The organism is Streptomyces sp. NPDC051211, from assembly GCF_040689505.1.
Lineage (GTDB): Bacteria > Actinomycetota > Actinomycetes > Streptomycetales > Streptomycetaceae > Streptomyces.
The window spans coordinates 1-24,024 of the sequence record NZ_JBFBAV010000053.1 but is presented as its reverse complement, the minus strand read 5'-3'; the positions used below and the strand labels follow the sequence as shown (position 1 = coordinate 24,024).

Below are 24,024 nucleotides of genomic sequence, written 5' to 3'. Positions count from 1 at the left end.
CCACCGGACCACGGCTCAAGCGGCGCGGCGGGCCCGCAGTTCGCGAAGGCCGGCCACCGCCAGCACCACGGCCGCCGCCCCCGCCGACCACAGCACCTGCGGCCGCGCGTCGGCGTCGGTCAGCATCAGCACCAGCACCGCCGCCATCCCGGCCAGCGCCGCCCACGTCAGATACGGGAAGGCCCACATCTTCAGGGTCAGCCGCTCCGGGGTCTCGCGCTCGATCCGGCGGCGCAGCCGCAGCTGGGACACCGCGATCAGCGCCCATACGAACAGCAGGACCGCGCCGACCGCGTTGAGCATGTACAGGAAGATCGTGTCCGGCCACAGCAGGTTCAGCACCACGGACACGAACCCGAAGGCCACCGAGGCGAACACGGCCCGCCGGGGCACCCCGCCCGGGGAGACCGCCAGCAGCGCCTTCGGCGCCTCGCCCCGCTCGGCCAGCGAGAACACCATCCGCGAGGAGCCGTACAGGTTGGCGTTGAGCGCCGACAGCAGCGCCACGAACACCACCACGTTCATGATCTGCCCGGCCGCCGGGATGCCGATCGAGTCGAGCACCGCCACGTACGGGCTCTGGCCCGGCTTCATCGAGGTCCACGGCAGCAGCGTGACGATCACCAGCATCGAGCCGACGTAGAAGAAGAGGATCCGCCACACCGCGCTGCGCACCGCGCGCGCCACCGAGCGGGCCGGATCGTCGGACTCGGCCGCGGCGATGGTGACCACTTCCAGGCCGCCGAAGGCGAAGACCACCGCGAGCACCCCGGAGATCACGCCCTCCCAGCCGTTGGGCAGGAAGCCGCCCTGGCCGGTCAGGTTGGCGAACCCGATCGGGTCGGTGTCGGGGAGCACGCCGAACACGGCCAGCGTGCCGAGGATCAGGAAGAGCACGATCGCGCCCACCTTGAGCGCGGCGAACCAGAACTCGAACTCGCCGAAGTTCCGCACCGCGGCCAGGTTGCTGGCGGTGAACACCACCATGAAGACCAGCACCCAGACCCACTGGTCCACGGCCGGCACCCACCCGTTCGCGATCTTCGCGGCGCCGGTCGCCTCCACCGCGAGCACCACCACCAGCAGGAACCAGTACAGCCAGCCCACCGAGAACCCGGCCCAGCGGCCCATCGCCCGCTCCGCGTGCACGGAGAAGGACCCGGAGGCCGGCATCGCGGCGGACATCTCGCCCAGCATCCGCATCACCAGCATCGCGAGCACGCCCGCGAAGAGATAGGAGAGGACGATGCCGGGGCCGGCCAGGCTGATCCCGGCGCCGGATCCGACGAAGAGGCCGGCACCGATGACGCCGCCGAGGCCCAGCATGGTCAGGTGGCGCTGCTTGAGGCCGTGGCCGAGGGGTTCTTCGGCGAGTTCCGGCAGTGGTGCTTGTGACATCCCGACAGTGTCTCCGAGTGGCGCGCGGCCACGCAAAACAGACTCACTACAACCAAAGCCCTGCGTGATTCGCATCACTTCGGGCGTTCCGCTGTCGATCTCGCGCCCCGGCTTTGTGCACTCCCCACCAAGAGCGCCCTCACGGCTTTGTCCCGGAACGCGGTGTGACCGGCCGGTGACCGCGATTAGCTTCGTGCTGTCCCGCTTTCCCCTGCATCCCCGCGGAGTCCCCTGATGAGCACTGCTTCCGTCGTCACCCGGCCGGGCCTGGTCCTCGCCGATCTGCTGCCCGCGACCCGCGTCCGGGACGCCGTCCTGGTCGCCGGCGGTGCCGCGCTCACCGGCCTGGCCGCGCAGCTCGCGGTGCCCGTCCCCGGCTCCCCGGTCCCGGTGACCGGCCAGACCTTCGCGGCCCTGCTGGTCGGCACCGCCCTGGGCGCCCGCCGCGGCTTCCTCGCGCTGGCCGTGTACGCCCTGGTCGGCATGGCCGGCATGCCGTGGTTCGCGGGCGGCACCTCGGGTGCGGGCGGCGCCTCCTTCGGCTACGTCCTGGGCATGGTGCTGGCCGCGACCGTGGTGGGTGCGCTGGCCCGCCGCGGCGCCGACCGCTCGGTGGCGCGTACCGCCGCCACCATGGTGCTGGGCTCCGCGATCATCTACGCGGTCGGTGTGCCGTACCTGATGGCCGCCACCGGCATGTCCCTGAGCGCTGCCGTCGCCGCCGGGCTCACCCCGTTCCTGATCGGCGACGCCCTCAAGGCGGCCCTGGCCATGGGTGCCCTGCCGGCCGCCTGGAAGCTGGCCGGCCGCCGCGGCTGACCCGCCTGCGTACGAAAGGGCCCGGCCCGCCGTGATCGGCGGGCCGGGCCCTTTCGTGTGTACGGGGTGCGGCTAGGCGGCGGCGCGGGCCGCGGCCTTGCGGCGCCGGTCGAGCACGAAGCCGACGGCCACGACGGCGCCGGCGACCAGGGTGGACAGGGTGACCACTTCCCGGTTGGCGTCGTCGTAGAACATGTAGCCGATCACGAACGTGATCAGTGCCGCGGTCGCCCAGGTCAGCCCGGGGAACAGCCACATCTTGACGGTCAGCTTCTCCGGCGCCTCGGCCTCCAGGATCCGGCGCATGCGCAGCTGGGTCAGGCAGATGACCAGCCACACGAAGAGCGCGATCGCACCGGAGGAGTTCAGCAGGAAGCTGAAGACGGTGTCCGGGTTGGTGTAGTTGAAGACGACGGCGACGAAGCCGAAGACCGTGGAGCCCAGGATCGCGACGGTCGGCACGCCCCGCTTGTTGACCTTGGCGAACGCCTTGGGAGCGTCACCGCGCTCGCCCAGCGAGAACGCCATGCGGGAGGCGGTGTACAGGCCCGAGTTCAGGCAGGACAGCACGGCGGTCAGGACGATCACGTTCATGATCTGGCCGGCGGCCGGGATGCCGATGGAGTCCAGGGCGGCGACGTACGAGCCCTTCTCGGTGATCGACTCGTCGTTCCACGGCAGCAGGGTCAGGACGACGAAGATCGAGCCCAGGTAGAAGACGCCGATGCGCCAGATGACCGAGTTGGTGGCCTTGGTGACGGCGCGGCGCGGGTCTTCGGACTCGCCGGCGGCCAGGGTGACGATCTCGCTGCCCATGAAGGAGAAGACGACCATCAGCACACCGGTGAGGACGGAGCCCCAGCCGTTCGGCATGAAGCCGCCGGTGTCGGTGAGGTGCGCGAAGCCCGCACCCGGGTTGTCGGAGCCCGGCAGGACGCCGAACACGGCCAGCAGGCCGATGCCGACGAAGGCGGCGATGGCGACGACCTTGATGCCGGCGAACCAGAACTCGAACTCGCCGTAGGAGGCGACCGAGCCGAGGTTGGTGATGGTCAGGACGGCCATCACGATCAGGGCCCAGGCCCACTGCGGGACGGCCGGGACCCAGCTTTCGAGGATGACCGCGCCGGCGGTGGCCTCGACGGCCAGGACGACGACCCAGAAGAACCAGTACAGCCAGCCGATGGAGAAACCGGCCCAGCGGCCCAGCGCCCGGTCGGCGTAGGCCGAGAAGGAGCCGGAGTTCGGGCTGGCCGCGGCCATCTCGCCCAGCATCCGCATGACGAAGACCACCATCGCGCCGACCAGCGCGTAGGAGATCAGGATGGCGGGACCGGTCTTGGCGATGCCGCCGCCGGAGCCGACGAAGAGTCCCGCTCCGATGACGCCGCCAATGGCGATCATGGACAGGTGGCGGTTCTTGAGACCGGCCTTCAGACCGTCGGAAGACTGGGGGGCGCCGGGTTCACCGGTGGGGCCGCCTGCCTTCTGAAGGGTCGTCGTGGAGCTCATGGACGAATCCTTAAGTTCTCGGGTTGCGAGCCCCGGAAGTAAAACCCGGGATGAACGCGAGGCGGAAGACCTGAATCCGGATCGTTTCCGTGAGGCGAAGGTCCAGGACGTTGGTCCCGAATGCCGCACCCCTGTCTGAACTGGGCACTTTGGGATTACTTGAGCTTGGGGAGTGACCTACGCGACACCCGCTGCGGGTCCGCGGCGCCCCTCGTGCCACACTCGTGACCATGCGCGTGTACCTCGGATCCGACCATGCCGGTTTTGAGCTCAAGAACCACCTGGTGGACTGGCTCAAGAACAACGGCCACGAGCCCGTCGACTGCGGGCCCCACATCTACGACGCGGTGGACGACTACCCGCCGTTCTGCCTGCGCGCCGCGGAGAAGACCGCCGCGGACCCGGACAGCCTCGGCATCGTGATCGGCGGCTCCGGCAACGGCGAGCAGATCGCCGCGAACAAGGTCAAGGGCGTCCGCGCGATCCTCGCCTGGAGCGTGGAGACCGCGAAGCTCGGCCGTGAGCACAACAACGCCAACGTGATCTCCGTCGGCGGCCGCATGCACACGGAGGAGGAGGCCACCGGCTTCATCGAGGCCTTCCTGGCGACCCCGTACTCCGACGAGGAGCGTCACACCCGCCGCATCGACATGCTCTCCGCCTACGAGACCACCGGCGAGCTCCCCCCGATCCCGGCCCACCACCCGCAGCAGGGCTGACGCCCACCCGCACCCGTACGTACACAGGAGCAGTGCCGTGCCCGAGGGGCATACGATCCACCGCCTCGCCGAGGACCACCTCGACCGGTTCGCCGGACGGGACGTGGCGGTGAGCAGCCCCCAGGGCCGGTTCGCCGGGAGCGCGGCACTGCTCGACGGCCGCGTCCTCGACGGCGTCGACGCCCACGGCAAGCACCTCTTCCTGGGCTTCCGGGGCGGCGACTGGGTCCACATCCACCTGGGACTCTTCGGCAAGTACACCCTCGGCACCGCGCCGCTCCCGCCGGCCGGCGACACCGTACGGCTCCGGCTGGCCAACGGCACCCACTTCTCGGACCTGCGCGGCCCGACCGCCTGCGAGCTGATCACGGAAGCCGAGAAGCAGGCGATACACGACCGCCTCGGCCCCGACCCGCTGCGCCGCACGGACGACCCCGACCGTGCCTGGGCGCGGATCTCCCGTTCCCGGACCACGATCGCCGCGCTCCTCATGGACCAGAAGATCGTCGCGGGCGTCGGCAACGTCTACCGCGCCGAGGTGCTCTTCCGGCACGGCATCGACCCGTACCGGCCCGGCAAGGACCTCCGCCGGACCGAATGGGACGCCGTCTGGCTCGACCTGGTGGAGCTGATGCGCGAGGGCGTGCGCAACAACCGCATCGACACCGTGCGCCCCGAGCACACCCCGGAAGCGATGGGCCGCCCGCCGCGCGTGGACGACCACGGCGGCGAGGTGTACGTCTACCGCAGGGCCAACCTGCCCTGCCACATCTGTGGCGGCGAGATCCGCACCGCCGGTCTCGCCGCCCGCAACCTCTTCTGGTGCCCGGACTGCCAGACCCGCTAGGGCCGGTACGTCAGAACTGGTGCGGCAGCCACGGCGCGAGCTCACCCCGGAAGGCCCGGGACGCCCGGGCCAGCGCGCCCGGCCGCAGTTCGGTGACCCGGCCGGCCCCGGCCAGCGCGCTCAGCGTCACCCCGCCCAGATAGGCCGAGCCCAGCTCCCGCACCGACAGCGCCAGGTCCGCCGGCTCCTCCGTACGCACACAGACCGCCCCCTCCGCATCGCCGGTCAGCCGCCAGCGGCCCTCGTTCCAGGGACAGAACGCGTCCGCCACCTCGAACACCGCGTCCACCGGAGAGCCGTACGTCCGGGCCGTCAGCGCCGCCGGCAGGTCCACCAGCCGCAGGTGCAGCGAATCCCGCGTCCGGGGCCGGGAACGCCGGACGTCCGACACCAGGTGCAGCAGCGGATCGTCCACCGGCCGCTTGTGCACCCGCACCCGCCAGGTCAGATCGATCTCGAACACGTACCGCCACAGCGCCGCGTACGCCGCCGGATCCAGCGCGTCCAGATCGCGGACCTCGACGCTGCCCGCCGAACCGTCCAGATCCCAGTCCGGCTTCACGTGATAGCGGGCGTAGCCCACCACCTCGCCGTCCGCCCCTTCCGCCAGCACGCACTTCAACGGCGAACCGCCGCCCCGCCCACCCGGCGGATCCAGCACCCCCTGCCGCTCCCAGCCCGGCTGCCGGGCCGGCATCCCGGCCCGCCGCGCGGTGAGCGCCGCGTACACCCGCTCGCACTCCGGCAGCGCCTTCTCCGCATCCGCCAGCCGCAGCCGGACCGCATCGGTGCCCGGCGGCACCGACAGCCGCACCCGGGTGGTATCGATGTCCAGCGACAGGGAGTGCGTGCCGACGCCGTAGCCGAACCGGCCGTAGATCTCCGGCTCCGAGGCCGTCAGTACCGCGAGCGGCTCGCCACCCGCCCGGATGTCGTCGAGTTGACGGCGCATCAGCGACTTCAGGATGCCGCGACGCCGGTGCGTCGGGGCCACCCCCACCATGGTCACGCCGGCCGCGGGCACCAGCGAGCCGCCCGGAACCGACAGCCGGAAGCTGAACGCGGCGGCCGAACCCACACAGTCCCCGCCGTCCCACACCCCCAGCGAACGCTCCGTCTCCGTCAGAGACTTGTACAACGCCCGCTCTTCCGGCGCCTCCGGGACACCGCCGAAGGCCAGCTCCAGGCAGTCGTACCAGGTGTCCCACTCGTCCGGCCGCACGACCCGCATCTCATAAGGCATAAGGCCATACCTATCAGGGCATTAGTCGCGCGTCGACCATATTTCGCACCCCTCCCGGACCCCTTCCGACCCCTGCTCAGGGGGTACCCCTGCGCGCGCACAGCCAGGATGGATAGGGTCCCGGACAATGGCCGGAGCACGTGCAGAGACCCTCATGGCCCGGATGCGGAAGCTGTCGCACCGGGCCCGTACCGCCATGCGCAAATCCGCCGTGGACTACTTCCGCGGCGACGCCTCGGACTGGCTCGCCTTCGGCGGACTGCTGCTCACCATCCCCGCGATCACCTGGGGCACGCTGATGATGCCCGTCTGGTTCTCGCCGTCCGCCCTCGTCCTCCCCATCGTCGCGGGCGGCCTGCTGCTGCGCCCCGCCAGCCTGCTCGCCCTGTACGCCGCCTCCGCGGCCGCCCTGATCGTCGAGGCGCTCGTCCTCGGCCCCTACACCCAGGGGCCCGCCCGGGTCACCCCCGGAACCGTCCTCGTGGTCGCCGCCTGCGGATTCTTCGGGCTGGTCATCGCCCAGTTCCGCAGCCGCGTCGGGGTGCCCTGGCGGCGCGGCGGCACCATGCTCTTCGACCTCCGCGAACGCATCCGGGTCCAGAGCAAACTTCCCGACCTGCCGCGCGGCTGGCACCGGGAGATGGCCCTGCGCCCGGCGGGCGGCCAGTCCTTCTCCGGCGACTTCGTGGTCGCCGCCCGCACCGGCCCCCGCGGCCGCACCCTCGAAGTCGTCCTCACCGACGTCTCCGGCAAGGGCATGGACGCCGGCTCCCGCGCCCTGCTGCTCTCCGGCGCCTTCGGCGGCCTGCTGGGCTCCCTTCCCCCGCACGACTTCCTCCCCGCCGCCAACGGCTACCTGCTCCGCCAGGACTGGGACGAGGGCTTCGCCACCTCCGTCCACCTCGTCCTGGACCTGGACACGGGGGACTACGAACTCCTCTCCGCCGGCCACCTGCCCGCCCTCCAGCTCTCGGCCGGCACCGGCCGCTGGCAGGAGAAGTCCGGCACCGGCCCCCTCCTCGGCGTCTACGACGGCGCCGCATTCGAACCCGCCCGCGGCAACCTGCGCCCCGGCGACGTCCTCATGCTCTTCACCGACGGCCTGGTGGAAACCGCCGACCGGGAAATCAGCGAGGGCATCGACCGGCTCACCGGCGAAGCCGACCGCTACGTCGCGGCCGGCTGGGAGGGCGCGGCCTGGCACCTGATCGAAAAGGTCGCCAAGGACGTCAACGACGACCGCGCCCTCCTCCTACTCCGCCGCTCCCCATAGTCCCGTCCCGCCCCCCGGGGTCCCGCCCTGGTCCGCCCGGGTGTCCCGCCCTGGCCGTCCGCCCGGGGTCCCGCTCTGGCCGTCCGCCCTGGCCGTCCGCCCGGGGTCCCGCTCTGGCCGTCCGCCCTGGCCGTCCGCCCGGGGCCCCGCCCGGGCCGTCCGCCCGGGCCCTCACGCTCGGGTCCTCCCGCCGTGGCCGTCCCGCCGTGGCCGTCCCGCCCGGTCCGGAAGGTCACCGGTGGGGTTTGCCCCACCCCCCATCCGCCGGTTTCCGCCATGGCCCGGCCCGCCCCGTGATCCGTAGCTTCGGTGAGGAGCACACCACCGGGCACAGCGGAGCAAGGGAAGGCAGGCACCCCATGGGGTTGCGCAGGAGCACACGCCGGCAGCAGGCCGAGCAGCGGACCGGGACGGCGGCGCCGTCGGCCGGCCCGGACGGCCCGGCCGACCCGGCGTACGACGCCGCGGTCGAACTGCGCGGCGTACGGCGCGAGTACGGGCGCGGCTCCGGCACCGTGCACGCCCTGCGCGGCATCGACCTCACCCTGCCCCGCGGCACCTTCACCGCCGTGATGGGCCCCTCCGGCTCCGGCAAGTCCACCTTCCTCCAGTGCGCCGCCGGACTCGACCGCCCCAACGCCGGCTCCGTCCGCCTCGGCGGCACCGAGATCACCGGCATGAACGAGAACCGGCTCACCGAACTCCGCCGCACCCGCCTCGGTTTCATCTTCCAGGCCTTCAATCTCCTGCCCTCCCTCACCGTGGAACAGAACGTGCTGCTCCCGACCCGGCTGGCCGGCGGACGCTCCGCCCGGCAGGACCGGGAGCGGGCCGCCCGGCTCCTCGAACAGGTCGGCCTCGCCGGCAAGGGCCGCCGCCGGCCCGCCGAACTCTCCGGCGGGCAGCAGCAGCGCGTCGCCATCGCCCGCGCACTCGTCACCAGCCCCGACGTGGTCTTCGCCGACGAACCCACCGGCGCCCTGGACACCACCACCGCCGCCGAGGTCCTCGCCCTGCTGCGGGGCGCGGTGGACACCCTGGGCGCCACCGTGGTCATGGTCACCCACGACCCGTCCGCCGCCGCCCACGCCGACCAGGTCCTCTTCCTGGCCGACGGGCTGATCGCGGACCGCATGCCGCGCGGCTCCGCGGAGGCGGTGGCCGCCCGGATGACCGCCCTCACCGCCGTCGCCGCCCGCACCGCCCATCCGTACGCGGGGGCAGCGGCATGATGCGCCCCAACGGCCTCGCCCGGGCGGCCATCCGCTTCCGGCCGGCCGCCTTCGTCGGCACCTTCGTCGCCCTGTTCCTGACCGTGGCCATCGTCTCCGCCTGCGGAATCCTCCTGGAGACCGGCCTGCGGGCGTCCCTGCCGCCCACCCGGTACGCGGACGCGCCCGTGGTCATCGCCGCCGACCAACAGGCCACCCTGCGGGTGGGCAGCGGCGAGGGCGCCTACGACGTCCACGCCCCGATCCCCGACCACGCCCGCGTCGACGCGGCCCTCCTCGACCGGCTCGCCCCGCTGGGCCGGGCCGTCCCCGACGTGTCCTTCCCGGTCCGCTCCACTGCCGGATCCACCGCCGGATCCACCGCGGGCTCCGTGTCCGGGCCCGGCTCGGTGTCCGGGCCCGGCTCGGTGTCCGGGCCCGGCTCCGCGTCCGCGTCCGGCTCCGTGTCAGGCGAGGCCACCGCCCACGGCTGGGGCTCGACCGCCTTCGCGCCCGCGCCGCTCGGCTCGGGCCGCGCGCCGGGCACGGGCGAGGTGGTACTGGGCGCCGACGCCCCCGCCACAGCCGCCACCGGGCAGCGGATCAGCCTCGACACCCCGGTCGGGAAGCGGGAGTTCCGCGTCTCCGGCCGGTCCGAGGCCCCCGGCGTCTGGTTCACCGACGCCCAGGCCCGCACCCTCTCCGGGCACCCGCAGGCCCTCGACGCCATCGCCCTGCTCCCGCATCCCGGCACCGACGCCACCACCCCGGCCGCCCCGGCCGCCCTGGCCGAGCGGGCGGAAGAGGCCGTAGCCGGCACCAACGCCCACGTCCTCACCGGCAACGACCGCGCCGTGGACGGCGGACTCGTCACCGCCAAGGAGGCCCTGACCGCCCTCGGCGGCTCCTTCGGCGGAATCGCCACCACGGTCGCCGTGTTCACCGCTGCCGGCACCGTCGCCCTCGGGGTCGGCCAGCGCTCCCGCGAGTTCGCCCTGCTGCGCGCCGTCGGAGCCACCCCGCGCCAGATCCGCCGTACCGTCGCCACCGAAGCCCTGCTCGTCGCCCCCGTCTCCGGCGCGCTGGGCTGCGTACCCGGGATCGCCCTCGCCCGCTGGTGGTTCGGGCAGCTCCAGGAGAAGGGCGCCGTCCCCGGCCCGGTCCAGCTGACGGTCTCCTGGCTCCCGCTGCTCTCCGCCGCCGGCATCGGCCTGATCACCGCCCTGCTCGCCGGCTGGGCCGCCGCCCGCCGGCCCGCCCGGATCCGCCCCGGCCAGGCCCTGGCCGCAGCCGCCGTGGAACGCGTACGCCCCGGCTGGGTCCGCACCCCGCTGGGCCTGCTCGCCCTCGGCGGCGGCATCGCCTGCGCCGGCCTGGCCGCCACCGGCCGGGGCGACGACGCCGCCAATGCCGCGCTGGGCGTGGTCATGCTGTTCATGCTGGCCGTGGCACTGCTCGGCCCGCTGATCGCCCGCACCTGCGCCGCGCTCTTCGGGCTCCCGCTGCGCGCGGCCGGACCGGCCGCCTCGCTGGCCGCCGCCAACTCCCGCAGCAACGCCCGCCGGCTCGCCTCCGCGATCACCCCGATCGTGCTCGCGACGTCCTTCTCCTCGGTCCTGGTCTTCCTGCACACCAGCGAGGACCGGGCCACCGCCCGGCAGCAGTCCGCCGGACTGCTCGCCGACCACGTGGTCATCCCCGCCCCCGGCACCACCGGCCTCGCCTCCGACGCCGCCGCCCGCGCCGCGGCGGCCCCCGGCGTCACCGCCGCCGTCCCGGTCATCCGGACCACCCTGCTGGTCACCGCCGGGTCGGGTGGCGACCGCTACCTGCTCGGCGCGCCCGCACAGGGCGTACGGGGGGATCTGACCGCCGTACAGGACCTCGGGGTGCGCGAAGGCAGCCTCGCCTCCCTGCGTCCCGGCACCGTCGCCGTCGACCGCACCCTCGCCGACTCCGCGCGGCTGGGCGTCGGCGACCGCCTCGCCGCCCGGCTCCCCGACGGCACCCCCGTCACCCCGGAGATCGTCGCCGTCTACACCCGCGGCCTCGGTCTCGGCCAGGTCACCCTGCCGGCCGCCGACCTCGCCGGGCACACCGCCTCGGCAGCGGCCACCGAACTCCTGGTCCGCGGCGGCTCACCGGCAGCCCTGGGCGCCCTCGGCACGGTCACCGACCGGGCCGGCTGGACCACCGCACAGAGCGTGGACCGGCAGCTCAGCGCCTGGGCCAACACCACCATGGCCGCCGTCCTCGGCGGGTTCGCGGCGATCGCCGCGGCGAACACCCTGGTGATGACCGTCCTGGACCGGCGGCGCGAGCTGAAGATGCTCCGCCTCGTCGGCTCCACCCGCCGCCAGGTCCTCCATATGATCCGCTGGGAGGCCCTGCTGGTCACCGGAACCGGCCTCACCCTCGGCTCCGCCATCGCCCTGGCCACCCTGTTCCCGCTGGTGGCAGCGATCACGGGGGAGTCCCCGTACATCCCGCCGACGGTCTACGGAGCCTTCGTGGCCGCCATCCTCACCCTCGGCCTGACCGCCACCACCCTCCCGGCCCGCCACATCCTGCGGAGGGGCTGACCTCCGGGAGCCGCTCCCGGGGTCACCGCCCTTCCCTGCTCCACGGGGAGATGCCCAGCCTGCCGGTGTTCCCCAGGTCCACCGGGCGGGTCAGCTCGAGGACCTGGCGCGGCCGGCCGGGCCCGGGCGCGATGTCGAGGGACCACCCCTCGACCGCCGACGCGTTCACCTCGGTGACCAGGTTGCGCCACAGCAGCCCGAACGAGGCCGCCTCGCCCGGCTGCAGGACCACCTTCTGCGCCGGCCTGTCGAAACCCGTCCCCGAGGCGATGCCGTTGGCTCCGTGGCCCACCTGCACCTGCACCGGAGTCCCGTCCTCGTCCTGCACCCGCAGGTCCGGGTAGCCGTCCAGGACGTACGGCTCGGTGCCGCAGTTGACCAGGCGTACGCTCTCCACCCGCAGCCCCATCGCGGAGTCCCCGGTCCCCTCGGAAAGCCGGACCCCGCCCTCGGGGCACTCCGGACCGGGAGGAGCCTGCGACACCTTCGCCGCGTCCCCGGGCATCGACGGCTTCGCCGACTCCGACGGGACCGGCAGGGCGGCGGTCGGCCGCGGCGCCCGCTCCGGTGGCGGCGCCGCCTCACATCCGGCCAGCACCGGCACCAGCACCACGGCCAGACCCCCGACCACCCTGCGTCCCCACCGTTTCACGATCACCCGCCCGACCCTACGATTCCGGCCCACCCCGCTCCACCCCCCGGGCTCTGCCGGACCCGCGCACAGCGGCGGCCACTTGTCGGCGATTGGCCCGGTGCGCCACCGGCCCGGCCCCCTACCGTGCCCCCCATGGACGCCTCCCTCGCCGCCGACCTGAACCGCCTCCCCGAACTGCTCGGCGCCACCGCCCGCCAGGCCGCCGAAGCCCTCGCCGCCCTCCCCGACCGGCCCGTCGTACCGCCCGCCGGCACGGCCGCCGAGCAACCGCCGCTCCCGGACCGCGGCGAAGGCCTCACCGGGACCCTGGCCGCCTTCGCCGAGCAGTGGGCCCCGCGCCTGTCCGCCTCCGCCGGCCCCCGCTACCTCGGCTTCGTCACCGGCGGCGCCACCCCCGCCGCCCTCGCCGGGGACTGGCTGACCGCCGCCCACGACCAGAACTCGAACTCCGCCCTCGACGGCGCCGGCCAGGACCTGGAGCGCCTGACCGTCGGCTGGCTGCGCGACCTCTTCGGGCTCGGTCCCGAGCACAACGGCACCTTCGTCAGCGGCGCCACCATGTCCAACACCACCGGCCTCGCCATCGCCCGGGAATGGCTCGGCGAGCGGCTCGGCGTCTCCCCGGCCGAGGACGGCGCCGGCGCCCTCGGCCCGGTCCGCGTCCTCTCCGGCGCCCCGCACTCCTCCATCGCCAAGGCCCTCGCCGTCCTCGGACTCGGCCGGAACGCCCTGGTCCGGGTCCCCACCCTGCCCGGCCGCGAGGCCGTCGACCCGGCCGCCCTGGCCCGTGCCCTCGCCGACACGCCCGGCCCGGCCGTCGTCGTCGCCAACGCCGGCACCGTCAACACCGTCGACTTCGACGACCTCAACGCCATCGCCGCCCTCAAACAGCGCCACGACTTCTGGCTCCACACCGACGCCGCCTTCGGCGCCTTCGCCGCCCTCTCCCCGGACCACGCCCACCTCACCGCGGGCCTAGGCCTCGCCGACTCCATCTGCGTGGACCTGCACAAATGGCTGAACGTCCCCTACGACAGCGCCGTCCAGTTCACCCGCCGCCAGGACCTCCAGGCCCGCGTCTTCCAGAACGCCGCCGCCTACCTCGGCCCCCTCGGCGCCGACCCCGACCTCGTCCACCTCACCCCGGAGAACTCCCACCGGCTGCGCGCCCTCGCCGCCTGGTTCACCCTCCGCGCGTACGGCCGCCAAGGGCACCGGGAGATCGTCGAACGCGATATCGCCTGTGCCCGCTCCCTCGGCGCCCGGCTCGCCGCCGACCCCGCCTTCCGCCTCCTCGCCCCGGTCCGCCTCAACGTGGTCTGCTTCACCCTCGCCGAGGACCCCACCCCCGAGCGCCTGACCGCCCTGCGGCTCGCCGCCGCCGACGAGGTGTTCGTCACCCCCACCGTCCACGCGGGAACCCCCGCGCTGCGCGCCGCGTTCTCCAACTGGCGTACCACCGAAGCCGATGTGCGCCGGGCCGCCGAGGCCCTCCGTACCGCGGCGAAGGGACTCGCATGACCGGCACCACACCCGGCACCACACCCGGCACGCCCCCCGCGGAGGGCGCACCGCACCTCACCCTCGCCGAGGTGGAGGCGCTGGCCCGCGCGGCGCACGAGGGGCAGACCGACAAGGCCGGCCGGCCGTACGCGGAACACCTCGCGGCCGTGGCCGAGGGCGTCCGGGCGCGCGGCGGCAGCCCGGACCAGCAGGCCGCCGCCTGGCTGCACGACGCCGTCGAGGACCACGCACTCTCCCTCGGCTGGCTGGAGTCCGCAGCCCTCCCGCAGTCCGTCAAGGAGATGGTCCTCGCCGTCACCAAGCGGCCGGGCGAAACCCCGGAGGACTACACCGCCCGCATCCTCGCCACCCCGGGCGCCCTCCTGGTCAAGGAAGCCGACCTCGCCCACAACGCCGACCCGGCCCGGCTGTCCGTACTCGACGAGCCCACCCGCGCCCGGCTGACCGCGAAGTATGCGCACGTCCGGGGCCTCTTGGGGCTCTGAGTACAGCCGAGTTGGCAGAAATCGTCCTCATGGGGCGGATAGCGGAGGCCCGTTGGTGGCACGATGGTCCGTGTGGGGGTGCGCGGCCGTACCCTCGGGCCGACCAGGGGACGACCGAAGGTGTGATCAGTAGTGGCCATTTCGCTGTCAGTGGTGGTTCTGTTGGCGGTCATCATGGTGGTGCTGATCCGCAGCAACCACCTCAAGGCGGGCCCCGCCATCGTCGCGGTCCTCTTCGGTTTCTTCCTCGCATCCAGCTCGATCGCCCCGGACGTCAACCGCTTCCTGAACTCCCTCGCCGACACGATCTCCGGCATCAAGCTCTGACAGCGGACCCGGCGGACCCGGCGGACGCGGTCCGGTGGCCTGGAGTTGACGGATCGAACAAGCCGGCGCACCGCCATCCCCAGCCCCGGCCGGACCGAAGCGACCTCCCGCGCGCGGCACGAACCCACGCGGGAAGGCCGAAAAGGAGTGCGGGGGTCCGCAGCGGAGGCAGGGACTCCGCGATCGGCGGCAGTCCCGGAAACGCATCAGGGCCAGGCGGAGGAAACATCCTCTGACCTGGCCCTGAGCCGTTCAGAGCGGGCGACGGGAATCGAACCCGCGTAGCTAGTTTGGAAGACTAGTGCTCTACCATTGAGCTACGCCCGCACAGCGCGCGCCGCAGGTCGGAAACCGCGGCACGAAGAGCATCCTAGCGGGTCCGGTCCGCCGCTCGCACACCCCATTCCCGGGGACCCCGCCGCCTGCCGAAAAACCCTGCGCGTCGGACGGTCCGCGGGCATGTACCCTACGTGTCGCACCGACGGGGTGTGGCGCAGCTTGGTAGCGCGTCCGCTTTGGGAGCGGAAGGTCGTCGGTTCGAATCCGGCCACCCCGACCACCATCACCACCTCCACCCGCGATGATCGCGTTGTGGGCTGCTTCCCGCTTGCGGTTACTATGCAAGCTGCGTGCCCGTGTGTCTGATGTGCCGGGCCCGATCCGCCGAACCGCTGAAGATCAGCGTCGGCAGAACCCCCCGAAGTCAGCCACAAGGAGACCGAACCGTGAAGAGCGCCGTGGAGACCCTGAACCCGACTCGGGTTCGGCTCACTGTCGAGGTGCCCTTCGAGGAGCTCAAGGACAGCCTCGACGCGGCGTACAAGAAGATCAACCAGCAGGTCACGGTGAAGGGCTTCCGCAAGGGCAAGATCCCGGCCCGGGTCATCGACCAGCGCTTCGGCCGCGGTGCGGTTCTGGAGGAGGCCGTCAACGACGCCCTCCCGAAGTTCTACACCGAGGCGATCAACGAGGCCGACCTGAACCCGCTGGGCCAGCCGGAGGTCGACATCACCGAGCTGAAGGACGGCGAGCTGCTCTCCTTCACCGCTGAGGTCGACGTCCGCCCCGAGATCGAGATCCCGGACTACTCCGGCATCGAGGTCGAGGTCGACGCCATCGAGGTCTCCGACGAGGACGTCGAGAAGTCGGTCGAGCAGCTGCGCAACCGCTTCGCTTCCACCAACACCGTCGAGCGCGCCGCCGAGGAGGGTGACGTCGTCACCATCGACCTCGAGGCCAAGGTCGAGGGCGAGGTGCTGGAGGACGGCGTCGCCACCGACGTCGCCTACACCATCGGCTCGGGCGAGCTGCTCGAAGGCATCGACGAGGCCGTCAAGGGCCTCGAGGCCGGCGGCGAGGCCACCTTCACCTCGCAGCTGAAGGGCGGCTCCGCCGAGGGCAAGGACGCCGAGGTCACCGTCAAGGTCACCAAGGTCGCCGCCAAGGAGCTCCCGGAGCTGGACGACGAGTTCGCCCAGATGGCGAGCGAGTTCGACACCCTGGAGGAGCTCAAGGCGGACAGCCGCAAGCGCCTCGAGAACATGAAGCAGTACGACCAGGCCACCCAGGCCCAGGAGCGCGTGCTGGAGAAGTTCATCGAGCTCGCGGAGATCCCGGTCCCCGAGAAGCTCCTCGAGGACGAGGTCAACACCCGCAAGCACAACCTGGTGAACCACCAGCTGGGCCAGATGGGTCTGACCCTCGAGAAGTACCTGGAGTTCCAGGGCAAGACGGTCGAGGAGTTCGAGGCCGAGACCAAGGAAGCCGCGGTCAAGGGCATCAAGACCCAGTTCCTGCTGGACGCCCTGGTCAACAAGGAGAAGCTGAACGTCAACCAGGAGGAGCTCACCGAGCACCTCATGCGTCGTGCGGCCTCCTCCGGCATGTCCCCCGACCAGTTCGCCCAGGCGGTCGTCGAGGGCGGCCAGGTCCCGATGCTGGTCGGCGAGGTCGCCCGCGGCAAGGCGCTCGCGCTGGTCGTCGAGGGCTCCAAGGTCGTCGACACCAACGGTGAGGTCGTCGACCTCTCCGACGACGAGGACGAGGTCGAGCAGGCCGCCGACGTCGTCGAGGCCGCTGTCGAGGACGACGCCGAGGCCGAGTCCAAGTAAGTCCGGCACGGCTCTCTGAGCTGCGACGGAAGGGCCCGGACGCGCGCGCGTCCGGGCCCTTCCGCATCCCCGCGGGCGGGCCCGCGCACCTTGCGCTCCGAGCGAACAGTTCGGGAACCGGGATGGCGTTGTCCGACCTGCGCGTTAGGGTCCATGACTATGAGGGCACTGCCCTCCGAACGAGACGCTGAGACGGCACGTGAGCCGTCGGAGACGAGCAGGTGGATACGTGACGAATCTGATGCCTTACGCCGCGGGTGAGCCGTCCATCGGTGGTGGCCTCGGCGACCATGTCTACAACCGGCTGCTCGGAGAGCGCATCATCTTCCTCGGCCAGCAGGTCGACGACGAGATCGCCAACAAGATCACTGCGCAGCTCCTCCTCCTGGCCGCCGAGCCGGAGAAGGACATCTACCTGTACATCAACAGCCCCGGTGGATCGGTGACGGCCGGCATGGCGGTCTACGACACCATGCAGTACATCCCGAACGACGTCGTCACCATCGGCATGGGCATGGCCGCCTCCATGGGCCAGTTCCTGCTCACCGGCGGCGCCAAGGGCAAGCGCTTCGCCCTGCCGAACACCGACATCCTGATGCACCAGGGCTCCGCCGGCATCGGCGGCACCGCGTCGGACATCAAGATCCAGGCCCAGTACCTGCTGCGCACCAAGCAGCGCATGGCCGAGATCACGGCGTTCCACTCGGGCCAGACCGTCGAGGCGATCATCCGCGACGGTGACCGCGACCGCTGGTTCACCGCTCAGGAGGCCAAGGAGTACGGCCTCATCGACGAGATCATCTCGGCCGCGTCCAACGTTCCGGGCGGCGGCGGCACCGGGGCCTGATCCCCGCAGTCACCGTCAGTACCCAGCAGCCGACAGCCCGCAGAACGCCACCAGGATGGTGAACACCCAGATGCAGAACAACTTCTCCGCCAGCGGCCTCTACACCGGCGCGCAGGTGGACAACCGCTACGTCGTCCCGCGCTTCGTCGAGCGCACCTCGCAGGGCGTGCGCGAGTACGACCCGTACGCGAAGCTCTTCGAGGAGCGCGTGATCTTCCTCGGCGTGCAGATCGACGACGCCTCCGCCAACGACGTCATGGCGCAGCTGCTGTGCCTGGAGTCGATGGACCCGGACCGCGACATCTCGATCTACATCAACAGCCCCGGTGGTTCCTTCACCGCGCTGACGGCCATCTACGACACCATGCAGTTCGTGAAGCCGGACATCCAGACGGTCTGCATGGGCCAGGCGGCCTCCGCCGCCGCGGTCCTGCTCGCCGCCGGCACCCCCGGCAAGCGCATGGCCCTGCCGAACGCCCGCGTGCTGATCCACCAGCCGTCCGGCGGTACCGGCCGTGAGCAGCTCTCCGACCTGGAGATCGCGGCCAACGAGATCCTGCGCATGCGCGACCAGCTGGAGACCATGCTGGCCAAGCACTCCACCACGCCGATCGAGAAGATCCGCGAGGACATCGAGCGCGACAAGATCCTCACTGCCGAGGACGCGCTCGCGTACGGCTTGATCGACCAGATCATCTCCACCCGCAAGAGCAACGCGGCCTGATACTTGCACGGGGCCCCGCAGCGGGGCCCCGGCAAGGTACCGTCGGATATGAGGCACCAGGAGCGCTGAACCAGGCGTCTCCCAGGCGAAGGGGAAGCACCTCGTGGCACGCATCGGTGACGGCGGCGACCTGCTCAAGTGCTCGTTCTGCGGAAAGAGCCAGAAACAGGTGAAGAAGCTCATCGCAGGGCCCGGTGTGTACATCTGCGACGAGTGCATCGACCTCTGCAACGAGATCATCGAAGAAGAACTCGCCGAGACCTCGGAAGTGCGGTGGGAGGAGCTCCCGAAGCCGCGCGAGATCTACGAGTTCCTGGAGAGCTACGTCGTCGGCCAGGAGCCGGCGAAGAAGGCGCTCTCGGTAGCGGTGTACAACCACTACAAGCGGGTCCAGGCCGGCGAGAACGGCGGCGCGCAGGGCCGGGACGACGCGATCGAACTCGCGAAGTCCAACATCCTGCTGCTCGGGCCCACGGGCTCCGGCAAGACGCTCCTCGCCCAGACCCTGGCCCGGATGCTGAACGTCCCGTTCGCCATCGCCGACGCGACGGCGCTGACGGAGGCCGGATACGTCGGCGAGGACGTCGAGAACATCCTCCTGAAGCTCATCCAGGCGGCCGACTACGACGTCAAGAAGGCCGAGACCGGGATCATCTACATCGACGAGATCGACAAGGTCGCCCGCAAGAGCGAGAACCCGTCGATCACGCGCGACGTATCGGGTGAGGGCGTCCAGCAGGCCCTCCTGAAGATCCTCGAGGGCACCACGGCCTCGGTCCCGCCGCAGGGCGGCCGCAAGCACCCGCACCAGGAGTTCATCCAGATCGACACGACGAACGTGCTGTTCATCGTGGGCGGGGCCTTCGCCGGCCTGGAGAAGATCATCGAGTCGCGGGCGGGTGCCAAGGGCATCGGCTTCGGCGCGACCATCCGCTCCAAGCGGGAGATCGAGGCCAGCGACCAGTTCCAGGAGGTCATGCCGGAGGACCTGGTGAAGTTCGGGATGATCCCCGAGTTCATCGGCCGCCTCCCCGTCATCACCTCCGTCCACAACCTGGACCGCGAAGCCCTCCTCCAGATCCTGGTCGAGCCCCGCAACGCCCTGGTCAAGCAGTACCAGCGCCTCTTCGAACTCGACGGCGTGGAGCTGGACTTCGAGCGCGAGGCGCTGGAAGCCATCGCGGACCAGGCGATCCTCCGCCAGACCGGCGCGCGCGGCCTGCGCGCCATCATGGAAGAGGTCCTGATGTCGGTGATGTACGAGGTCCCGTCCCGCAAGGACGTGGCCCGCGTGGTCATCACCGCGGACGTGGTCCGCTCCAACGTCAACCCGACCCTGGTCCCCCGCATCGTCCCGAAGGACCAGGGCCCCCACGAGAAGTCGGCCTAGCCGCGCGCCGCACCGTACGCGAAAGGGCGCCCCGGGAATCCGGGGCGCCCTTTCGCGCGTGTCACTTCCGCGTCAAATATGGCAACAAGTGGCCGGATATGCCTATTTGATTTGCCGGTAGGTAACTTCTGGGCAAGGGGCGGGATGTCCAGGTTCAAGCGCGTGACCGGCGTGATGGCGGCGACGGCGATGGCGGTGGCGAGGTCATGAATCCGGCTGCCTGGGGGCAGTGCTTCATGTCCCTGGGCAACATAGGGGTCAAGCCGGAGCACGCCAGCAAGGCCTGCCAACTGGCCTGATCTGGCCGCGGCCAGCCTGCACCCCAATGGTTGCCGGCTGGCCGCAAGGCGATCACTTCTTGACGCGGGAGGTGTTGTAGAGCTTCGCCGCGAGGTCGGCCGTCTCCTCGAGGGTGTGGCCCTTCTTGCCGGTCATCACCGCGCCGAGGTCCATGGGCATGGACACGCCCATGGTGCTGTAGTCGGTCCAGATGCACAGCGGCATCGTGAACTCCTTCGGCGCCATGGGGTTGTCCGACTTCTCCTTCGGCTTGACGTTGACTTCCTGGCACTTCATCAGCGCGCCGGAGAACCCGGCGGGCTCCATCGTCTTGGCCGTGCCGACGAAGGTGACCTCGCTCTTGTCCTTGTCCTCGGTTTCCTTTTTCATCCAGGTGAAGGAGGCGTCGAGGGTCTTGCCGGGGTCGGCGATCTCGCCGTAGAAGCCGCCGAAGATGAGCATCTTGGCCTGGAGCGGGTTCTCCTTGGCGCTGCCGGACTCGTAGCTCTGCTCCACCTCCTGCGCGTTCTGGATGCCGAGCTCCTCGGCTTCCTTCTTCTCCTTCTCGGTGAAGTCGCCCTCGTCTGAGTCCGCCTTCGCGGGCTTCTTGAACTCGTCCACCGACTCCGGCGGGACGATCTTGTAGCCCTTGGTGGACGCCGAAACGTCACTGTTGTCGGCGCCGCCACCGCCCAGCAGGAACCACGCGCCACCACCGATCGCCGCTACCGCCACCACGGCCGCCAGCACGATGATGCCGGTCTTCGACTTCTTCGGCGGCTGGCCGTACGGCGGCTGCGGGGCCGTGCCCGGCTGCTGCGGGTAGCCGTAGGCCGGCTGGCCCTGCGGCGGGACGCCCGGCTGCTGCGGGTAGCCCTGCGGGGGCACGCCCTGCGGCGGCTGCTGGGGGTAGCCGTAGCCCGGCTGGCCCTGCGGCGGCTGGCCGTACGGGTTGGGCTGCTGCGGCTGCCCGCCGTACGGGTTGGGCTGCTGCGGCTGCTGGCCGTACGGCCCCGGCTGGTTGTAGCTCATCCCTGCGGTCCCCCTTTAGGAACTTCTTATGTTTGTTCCCATCCTGTCGGAAGCACGGCCGTGCCGGGGCGCCGGGGTCCCAGGCGTTACCGAACTACGACGCCGGGACCACCGGCGACGCCGAGCGGATTGGATTCGTAACGGAGGCGGAGCCGCCCGTATCCTGTGCCCCGTGACCGAGAACTCGCAGACACCCAGCAGCCCCAACTCCGAACTGCCGACCCAGTACGCGCCGGCCGAGGTAGAGGGGAAGCTCTACGAGCGCTGGGTAGAGCGGGGTTACTTCACGGCGGACCCGAAGAGCGAGAAGCCGCCGTACACCATCGTCATCCCGCCGCCGAACGTCACCGGCAGCCTCCACCTGGGCCACGCCTTCGAGCACACGCTGATCGACGCCCTCACCCGCCGCAAGCGCATGCAGGGGTACGAGACGCTGTGGCAGCCGGGCATGGACCACGCCGGCATCGCCACCCAGAACGTCGTCGAGCGCGAGCTCGCCAAGGAGGGGAAGTCCCGCCACGACCTGGGCCGCGAGGCCTTCGTCGAGCGGGTCTGGCAGTGGAAGGCCGAGTCCGGCGGTCAGATCTCCGGCCAGATGCGCCGCCTCGGCGACGGCGTCGACTGGTCCCGTGAGCGCTTCACCATGGACGAGGGCCTGTCCCAGGCCGTCCAGACCATCTTCAAGAAGCTCTACGACGACGAGCTGATCTACCGCGCCGAGCGCATCATCAACTGGTGCCCCCGCTGCCTCACCGCGATCTCCGACATCGAGGTCGAGTACCAGGACGACGACGGCGAGCTCGTCTCCATCCGGTACGGCGAGGGCGACTCCTCCATCGTCGTCGCCACGACCCGCGCCGAGACGATGCTCGGTGACACCGCCGTGGCCGTCCACCCCGAGGACGAGCGCTACAAGCACCTGGTCGGCACCGAGATCGAGCTGCCGCTCACCGGCCGCCGCATCCCGGTCGTCGCCGACGAGCACGTCGACCCCGAGTTCGGCACCGGCGCCGTCAAGGTGACCCCGGCCCACGACCCGAACGACTTCGAGATCGGCCAGCGCCACGGCCTGCCGAACCTCGCCGTCATGGACGAGCGCGCCGTCATCACCGCCCACGGCCCCTTCCAGGGCCTGGACCGCCTCGAAGCCCGCTCCGCCATCGTCGCCGCGCTGCGCGCCGAGGGCCGGATCGTCGCCGAGAAGCGCCCGTACGTCCACTCCGTCGGCCACTGCTCGCGCTGCAAGACCACCATCGAGCCGCGCCTGTCCATGCAGTGGTGGGTCAAGGTCGGCCCGCTCGCCAAGGCCGCCGGCGACGCGGTCCGCGACGGCCGGGTCAAGATCCACCCGCAGGAGATGGAGAAGCGGTACTTCGACTGGGTCGACAACCTGCACGACTGGTGCATCTCGCGCCAGCTGTGGTGGGGCCACCGCATCCCGGTCTGGTACGGCCCGAACGGCGAGATCGTCTGCGTCGGACCGAACGACGAGGCGCCCACCGGCGAGGGCTGGCACCAGGACACCGACGTCCTGGACACCTGGTTCTCGTCCGGTCTCTGGCCGTTCTCCACGCTGGGCTGGCCCGAGCAGACCGACAGCCTCGCGAAGTTCTACCCGAACTCCGTCCTGGTCACCGGCTACGACATCCTCTTCTTCTGGGTCGCCCGGATGATGATGTTCGGCCTGTACGCGATGGACGGCACCCCGCCGTTCCACACCATCGCCCTGCACGGCATGGTCCGCGACCAGTTCGGCAAGAAGATGTCGAAGTCCTTCGGCAACGCGGTCAACCCGCTGGACTGGATGGACGCCTACGGCTCCGACGCGGTCCGCTTCACGCTGGCCCGCGGCGCCAACCCGGGCGTCGACGTCCCGATCGGCGAGGACTGGGTCCAGGCCTCCCGCAACTTCGCCAACAAGATCTGGAACGCCACGCGCTTCGCGCTGATGAACGGCGCCACGGTCGAGGGCGAGCTGCCGGCGGCCGAGCAGCTGTCGGCCACCGACCGGTGGATCCTGTCGCGGCTGAACAAGACGGTGGCCGAGGTCGACGCGTTCTACGAGGACTACCAGTTCTCGAAGCTGTCGGAGGCGCTCTACCACTTCGCGTGGGACGAGGTCTTCGACTGGTACGTCGAGCTCTCGAAGACCACCTTCTTCGCGGGCGGCGAGGCGGCCAAGGTTTCCGGGCGGGTCCTCGGCGAGGTCCTGGACGTCACCCTGCGGCTGCTGCACCCGGTGGTTCCGTTCGTCACCGAGACGCTGTGGACGACCCTCACCGGCCGTGAGTCCATCGTCATCGCCGACTGGCCGAAGGACAGCGGGTTCCGCGACGAGGCCGCCGAGGCGGAGATCGAGAACCTGCAGCAGGTCGTCACCGAGGTCCGCCGCTTCCGCGCCGACCAGGGCCTGCAGCCGGGCCAGAAGGTCCCGGCCCGCCTGGACCTGGCCGGCACGCAGCTGGCCGCGCACGAGGCGGCGATCCGGCAGCTGCTGCGGCTCCAGCCGGAGGGCGACTCCTTCAGCGCCACTGCGACCCTGCCGGTCGCGGGGGCCACGGTCGCGCTGGACCTGTCCGGCACGATCGACGTGGCGGCGGAGCGCAAGCGCCTGACGAAGGACTTGGGCGCCGCCGAGAAGGAGAAGCAGCAGGCCGAGGCCAAGCTGGGCAACGAGGCGTTCCTGGCGAAGGCGCCGGACAACGTGGTCGACAAGATCAAGGGGCGCCTGGCCAAGGCGGAGGCGGACATCGCCCGCATCCAGACCCAGATCGCATCCCTCCCGGCCGGCTGACCGCCACCCCGCCCGAACGCGACGCCCGAAGGGCCCGGACCGCAAGGTCCGGGCCCTTTTCGGTCCGCGCCCCGACACCGCAGCCCCGCCGGGCACATCCAGCCTCGCCGTCGGCGCCCGGCGCGGAGCCCGGCCGGGCGGTACCTCCCCCAGCCTCGCCGGCGTTTGAGGAGCGGGGTCTGGGGCGGAGCCCCAAGCCTCCCGGCCCCGCCGGGGGTACCCCCAGCCTCGCCGGCGGTTGAGGCGCGGGTC

19 protein-coding genes and 2 tRNA genes are annotated in these 24,024 nt (G+C 71.4%); 15 read left to right on the top strand and 6 right to left on the bottom strand.

Annotated features, from left to right (window positions below; all coding sequences use genetic code 11):
* Window positions 1–15: 15 nt before the first annotated feature.
* Complete coding sequence (locus AB0447_RS32305; RefSeq protein WP_366480434.1) at window positions 16–1,398, bottom strand: amino acid permease; 1,383 nt, start codon at window positions 1,396–1,398, stop codon at window positions 16–18.
* 234 nt (window positions 1,399–1,632) lie between these two features.
* Between AB0447_RS32305 and AB0447_RS32300 the strand changes: the two genes are divergently transcribed.
* Complete coding sequence (locus AB0447_RS32300) at window positions 1,633–2,217, top strand: biotin transporter BioY (RefSeq protein WP_366480433.1); 585 nt, start codon at window positions 1,633–1,635, stop codon at window positions 2,215–2,217.
* 72 nt (window positions 2,218–2,289) lie between these two features.
* Here the strand turns inward: AB0447_RS32300 and AB0447_RS32295 are convergent, their stop codons facing one another.
* Window positions 2,290–3,729 (bottom strand): amino acid permease, encoded by a 1,440-nt coding sequence (locus AB0447_RS32295; RefSeq protein ID WP_366480432.1) that lies wholly within the window; start codon window positions 3,727–3,729, stop codon window positions 2,290–2,292.
* A 230-nt stretch (window positions 3,730–3,959) separates the two neighbouring features.
* On the opposite strand from AB0447_RS32295, the gene AB0447_RS32290 reads away from it, so the two are divergent.
* Together AB0447_RS32290 and AB0447_RS32285 are read left to right on the top strand one after the other, a co-directional pair.
* Window positions 3,960–4,448, top strand: coding sequence for a ribose-5-phosphate isomerase (locus tag AB0447_RS32290; protein WP_366480431.1), 489 nt, complete (start codon window positions 3,960–3,962; stop codon window positions 4,446–4,448).
* Window positions 4,449–4,485: 37 nt separating this feature from the next.
* The gene (locus AB0447_RS32285) at window positions 4,486–5,295 is read left to right on the top strand and encodes a DNA-formamidopyrimidine glycosylase family protein (protein ID WP_366480430.1); all 810 of its coding nucleotides are present in this window, start codon (window positions 4,486–4,488) and stop codon (window positions 5,293–5,295) included.
* Between the two features lie 10 nt (window positions 5,296–5,305).
* Here the strand turns inward: AB0447_RS32285 and AB0447_RS32280 are convergent, their stop codons facing one another.
* Window positions 5,306–6,538, bottom strand: coding sequence for a GNAT family N-acetyltransferase (locus AB0447_RS32280; protein ID WP_366480429.1), 1,233 nt, complete (start codon window positions 6,536–6,538; stop codon window positions 5,306–5,308).
* Window positions 6,539–6,665: 127 nt separating this feature from the next.
* On the opposite strand from AB0447_RS32280, the gene AB0447_RS32275 reads away from it, so the two are divergent.
* The 3 genes from AB0447_RS32275 to AB0447_RS32265 all read left to right on the top strand — a co-directional run bounded on the left by AB0447_RS32275 (window position 6,666) and on the right by AB0447_RS32265 (window position 11,604).
* Window positions 6,666–7,811 carry a PP2C family protein-serine/threonine phosphatase gene (locus AB0447_RS32275; protein WP_366480428.1) on the top strand — a complete coding sequence of 382 codons (1,146 nt, stop codon included), beginning with the start codon at window positions 6,666–6,668 and terminating at the stop codon, window positions 7,809–7,811.
* Between the two features lie 359 nt (window positions 7,812–8,170).
* Window positions 8,171–9,043, top strand: a complete 873-nt coding sequence (locus tag AB0447_RS32270; protein WP_366480426.1) for an ABC transporter ATP-binding protein — start codon at window positions 8,171–8,173, stop codon at window positions 9,041–9,043.
* The gene (locus tag AB0447_RS32265) at window positions 9,040–11,604 is read left to right on the top strand and encodes an ABC transporter permease (RefSeq protein WP_366480425.1); all 2,565 of its coding nucleotides are present in this window, start codon (window positions 9,040–9,042) and stop codon (window positions 11,602–11,604) included. The genes AB0447_RS32270 and AB0447_RS32265 overlap by 4 nt, the downstream gene beginning before the upstream one ends.
* A gap of 22 nt (window positions 11,605–11,626) precedes the next feature.
* Here the strand turns inward: AB0447_RS32265 and AB0447_RS32260 are convergent, their stop codons facing one another.
* Window positions 11,627–12,262, bottom strand: coding sequence for a DUF4232 domain-containing protein (locus AB0447_RS32260; protein WP_366480424.1), 636 nt, complete (start codon window positions 12,260–12,262; stop codon window positions 11,627–11,629).
* A 129-nt stretch (window positions 12,263–12,391) separates the two neighbouring features.
* Here AB0447_RS32260 and AB0447_RS32255 point away from each other — a divergent pair, with 129 nt between their 5' ends.
* The 3 genes from AB0447_RS32255 to AB0447_RS32245 all read left to right on the top strand — a co-directional run bounded on the left by AB0447_RS32255 (window position 12,392) and on the right by AB0447_RS32245 (window position 14,595).
* A complete protein-coding gene (locus tag AB0447_RS32255) occupies window positions 12,392–13,780 on the top strand; it encodes a pyridoxal-dependent decarboxylase (RefSeq protein WP_366480423.1) in 1,389 nt (462 codons plus the stop codon).
* Window positions 13,777–14,268, top strand: coding sequence for an HD domain-containing protein (locus AB0447_RS32250; RefSeq protein ID WP_366480422.1), 492 nt, complete (start codon window positions 13,777–13,779; stop codon window positions 14,266–14,268). The genes AB0447_RS32255 and AB0447_RS32250 overlap by 4 nt, the downstream gene beginning before the upstream one ends.
* Window positions 14,269–14,400: 132 nt before the next feature.
* Complete coding sequence (locus AB0447_RS32245; RefSeq protein WP_366480420.1) at window positions 14,401–14,595, top strand: DUF2304 family protein; 195 nt, start codon at window positions 14,401–14,403, stop codon at window positions 14,593–14,595.
* A gap of 256 nt (window positions 14,596–14,851) precedes the next feature.
* Here AB0447_RS32245 and AB0447_RS32240 read toward each other — a convergent pair.
* Window positions 14,852–14,922 (bottom strand) — tRNA-Gly (locus AB0447_RS32240).
* A 155-nt stretch (window positions 14,923–15,077) separates the two neighbouring features.
* Here AB0447_RS32240 and AB0447_RS32235 point away from each other — a divergent pair.
* The 5 genes from AB0447_RS32235 (at window position 15,078) to clpX (ending at window position 19,667) form a co-directional block, all read left to right on the top strand.
* Window positions 15,078–15,154, top strand: a tRNA-Pro gene (locus AB0447_RS32235).
* A gap of 166 nt (window positions 15,155–15,320) precedes the next feature.
* The gene (tig, locus tag AB0447_RS32230; protein WP_366480419.1) at window positions 15,321–16,706 is read left to right on the top strand and encodes a trigger factor; all 1,386 of its coding nucleotides are present in this window, start codon (window positions 15,321–15,323) and stop codon (window positions 16,704–16,706) included.
* 229 nt (window positions 16,707–16,935) lie between these two features.
* Window positions 16,936–17,553, top strand: a complete 618-nt coding sequence (locus AB0447_RS32225) for an ATP-dependent Clp protease proteolytic subunit (protein ID WP_366480418.1) — start codon at window positions 16,936–16,938, stop codon at window positions 17,551–17,553.
* A gap of 55 nt (window positions 17,554–17,608) precedes the next feature.
* Complete coding sequence (locus AB0447_RS32220; protein ID WP_366480417.1) at window positions 17,609–18,277, top strand: ATP-dependent Clp protease proteolytic subunit; 669 nt, start codon at window positions 17,609–17,611, stop codon at window positions 18,275–18,277.
* A gap of 103 nt (window positions 18,278–18,380) precedes the next feature.
* Entirely contained in the window at window positions 18,381–19,667 is a 1,287-nt protein-coding gene (gene clpX / locus AB0447_RS32215; RefSeq protein ID WP_007264060.1) for an ATP-dependent Clp protease ATP-binding subunit ClpX, read from the top strand.
* 351 nt (window positions 19,668–20,018) lie between these two features.
* Here clpX and AB0447_RS32210 read toward each other — a convergent pair whose 3' ends face one another.
* Complete coding sequence (locus tag AB0447_RS32210) at window positions 20,019–20,978, bottom strand: hypothetical protein (protein WP_366480416.1); 960 nt, start codon at window positions 20,976–20,978, stop codon at window positions 20,019–20,021.
* A gap of 172 nt (window positions 20,979–21,150) precedes the next feature.
* On the opposite strand from AB0447_RS32210, the gene AB0447_RS32205 reads away from it, so the two are divergent.
* A complete protein-coding gene (locus AB0447_RS32205; RefSeq protein ID WP_366480415.1) occupies window positions 21,151–23,772 on the top strand; it encodes a valine--tRNA ligase in 2,622 nt (873 codons plus the stop codon).
* Window positions 23,773–24,024 lie beyond the last annotated feature (252 nt).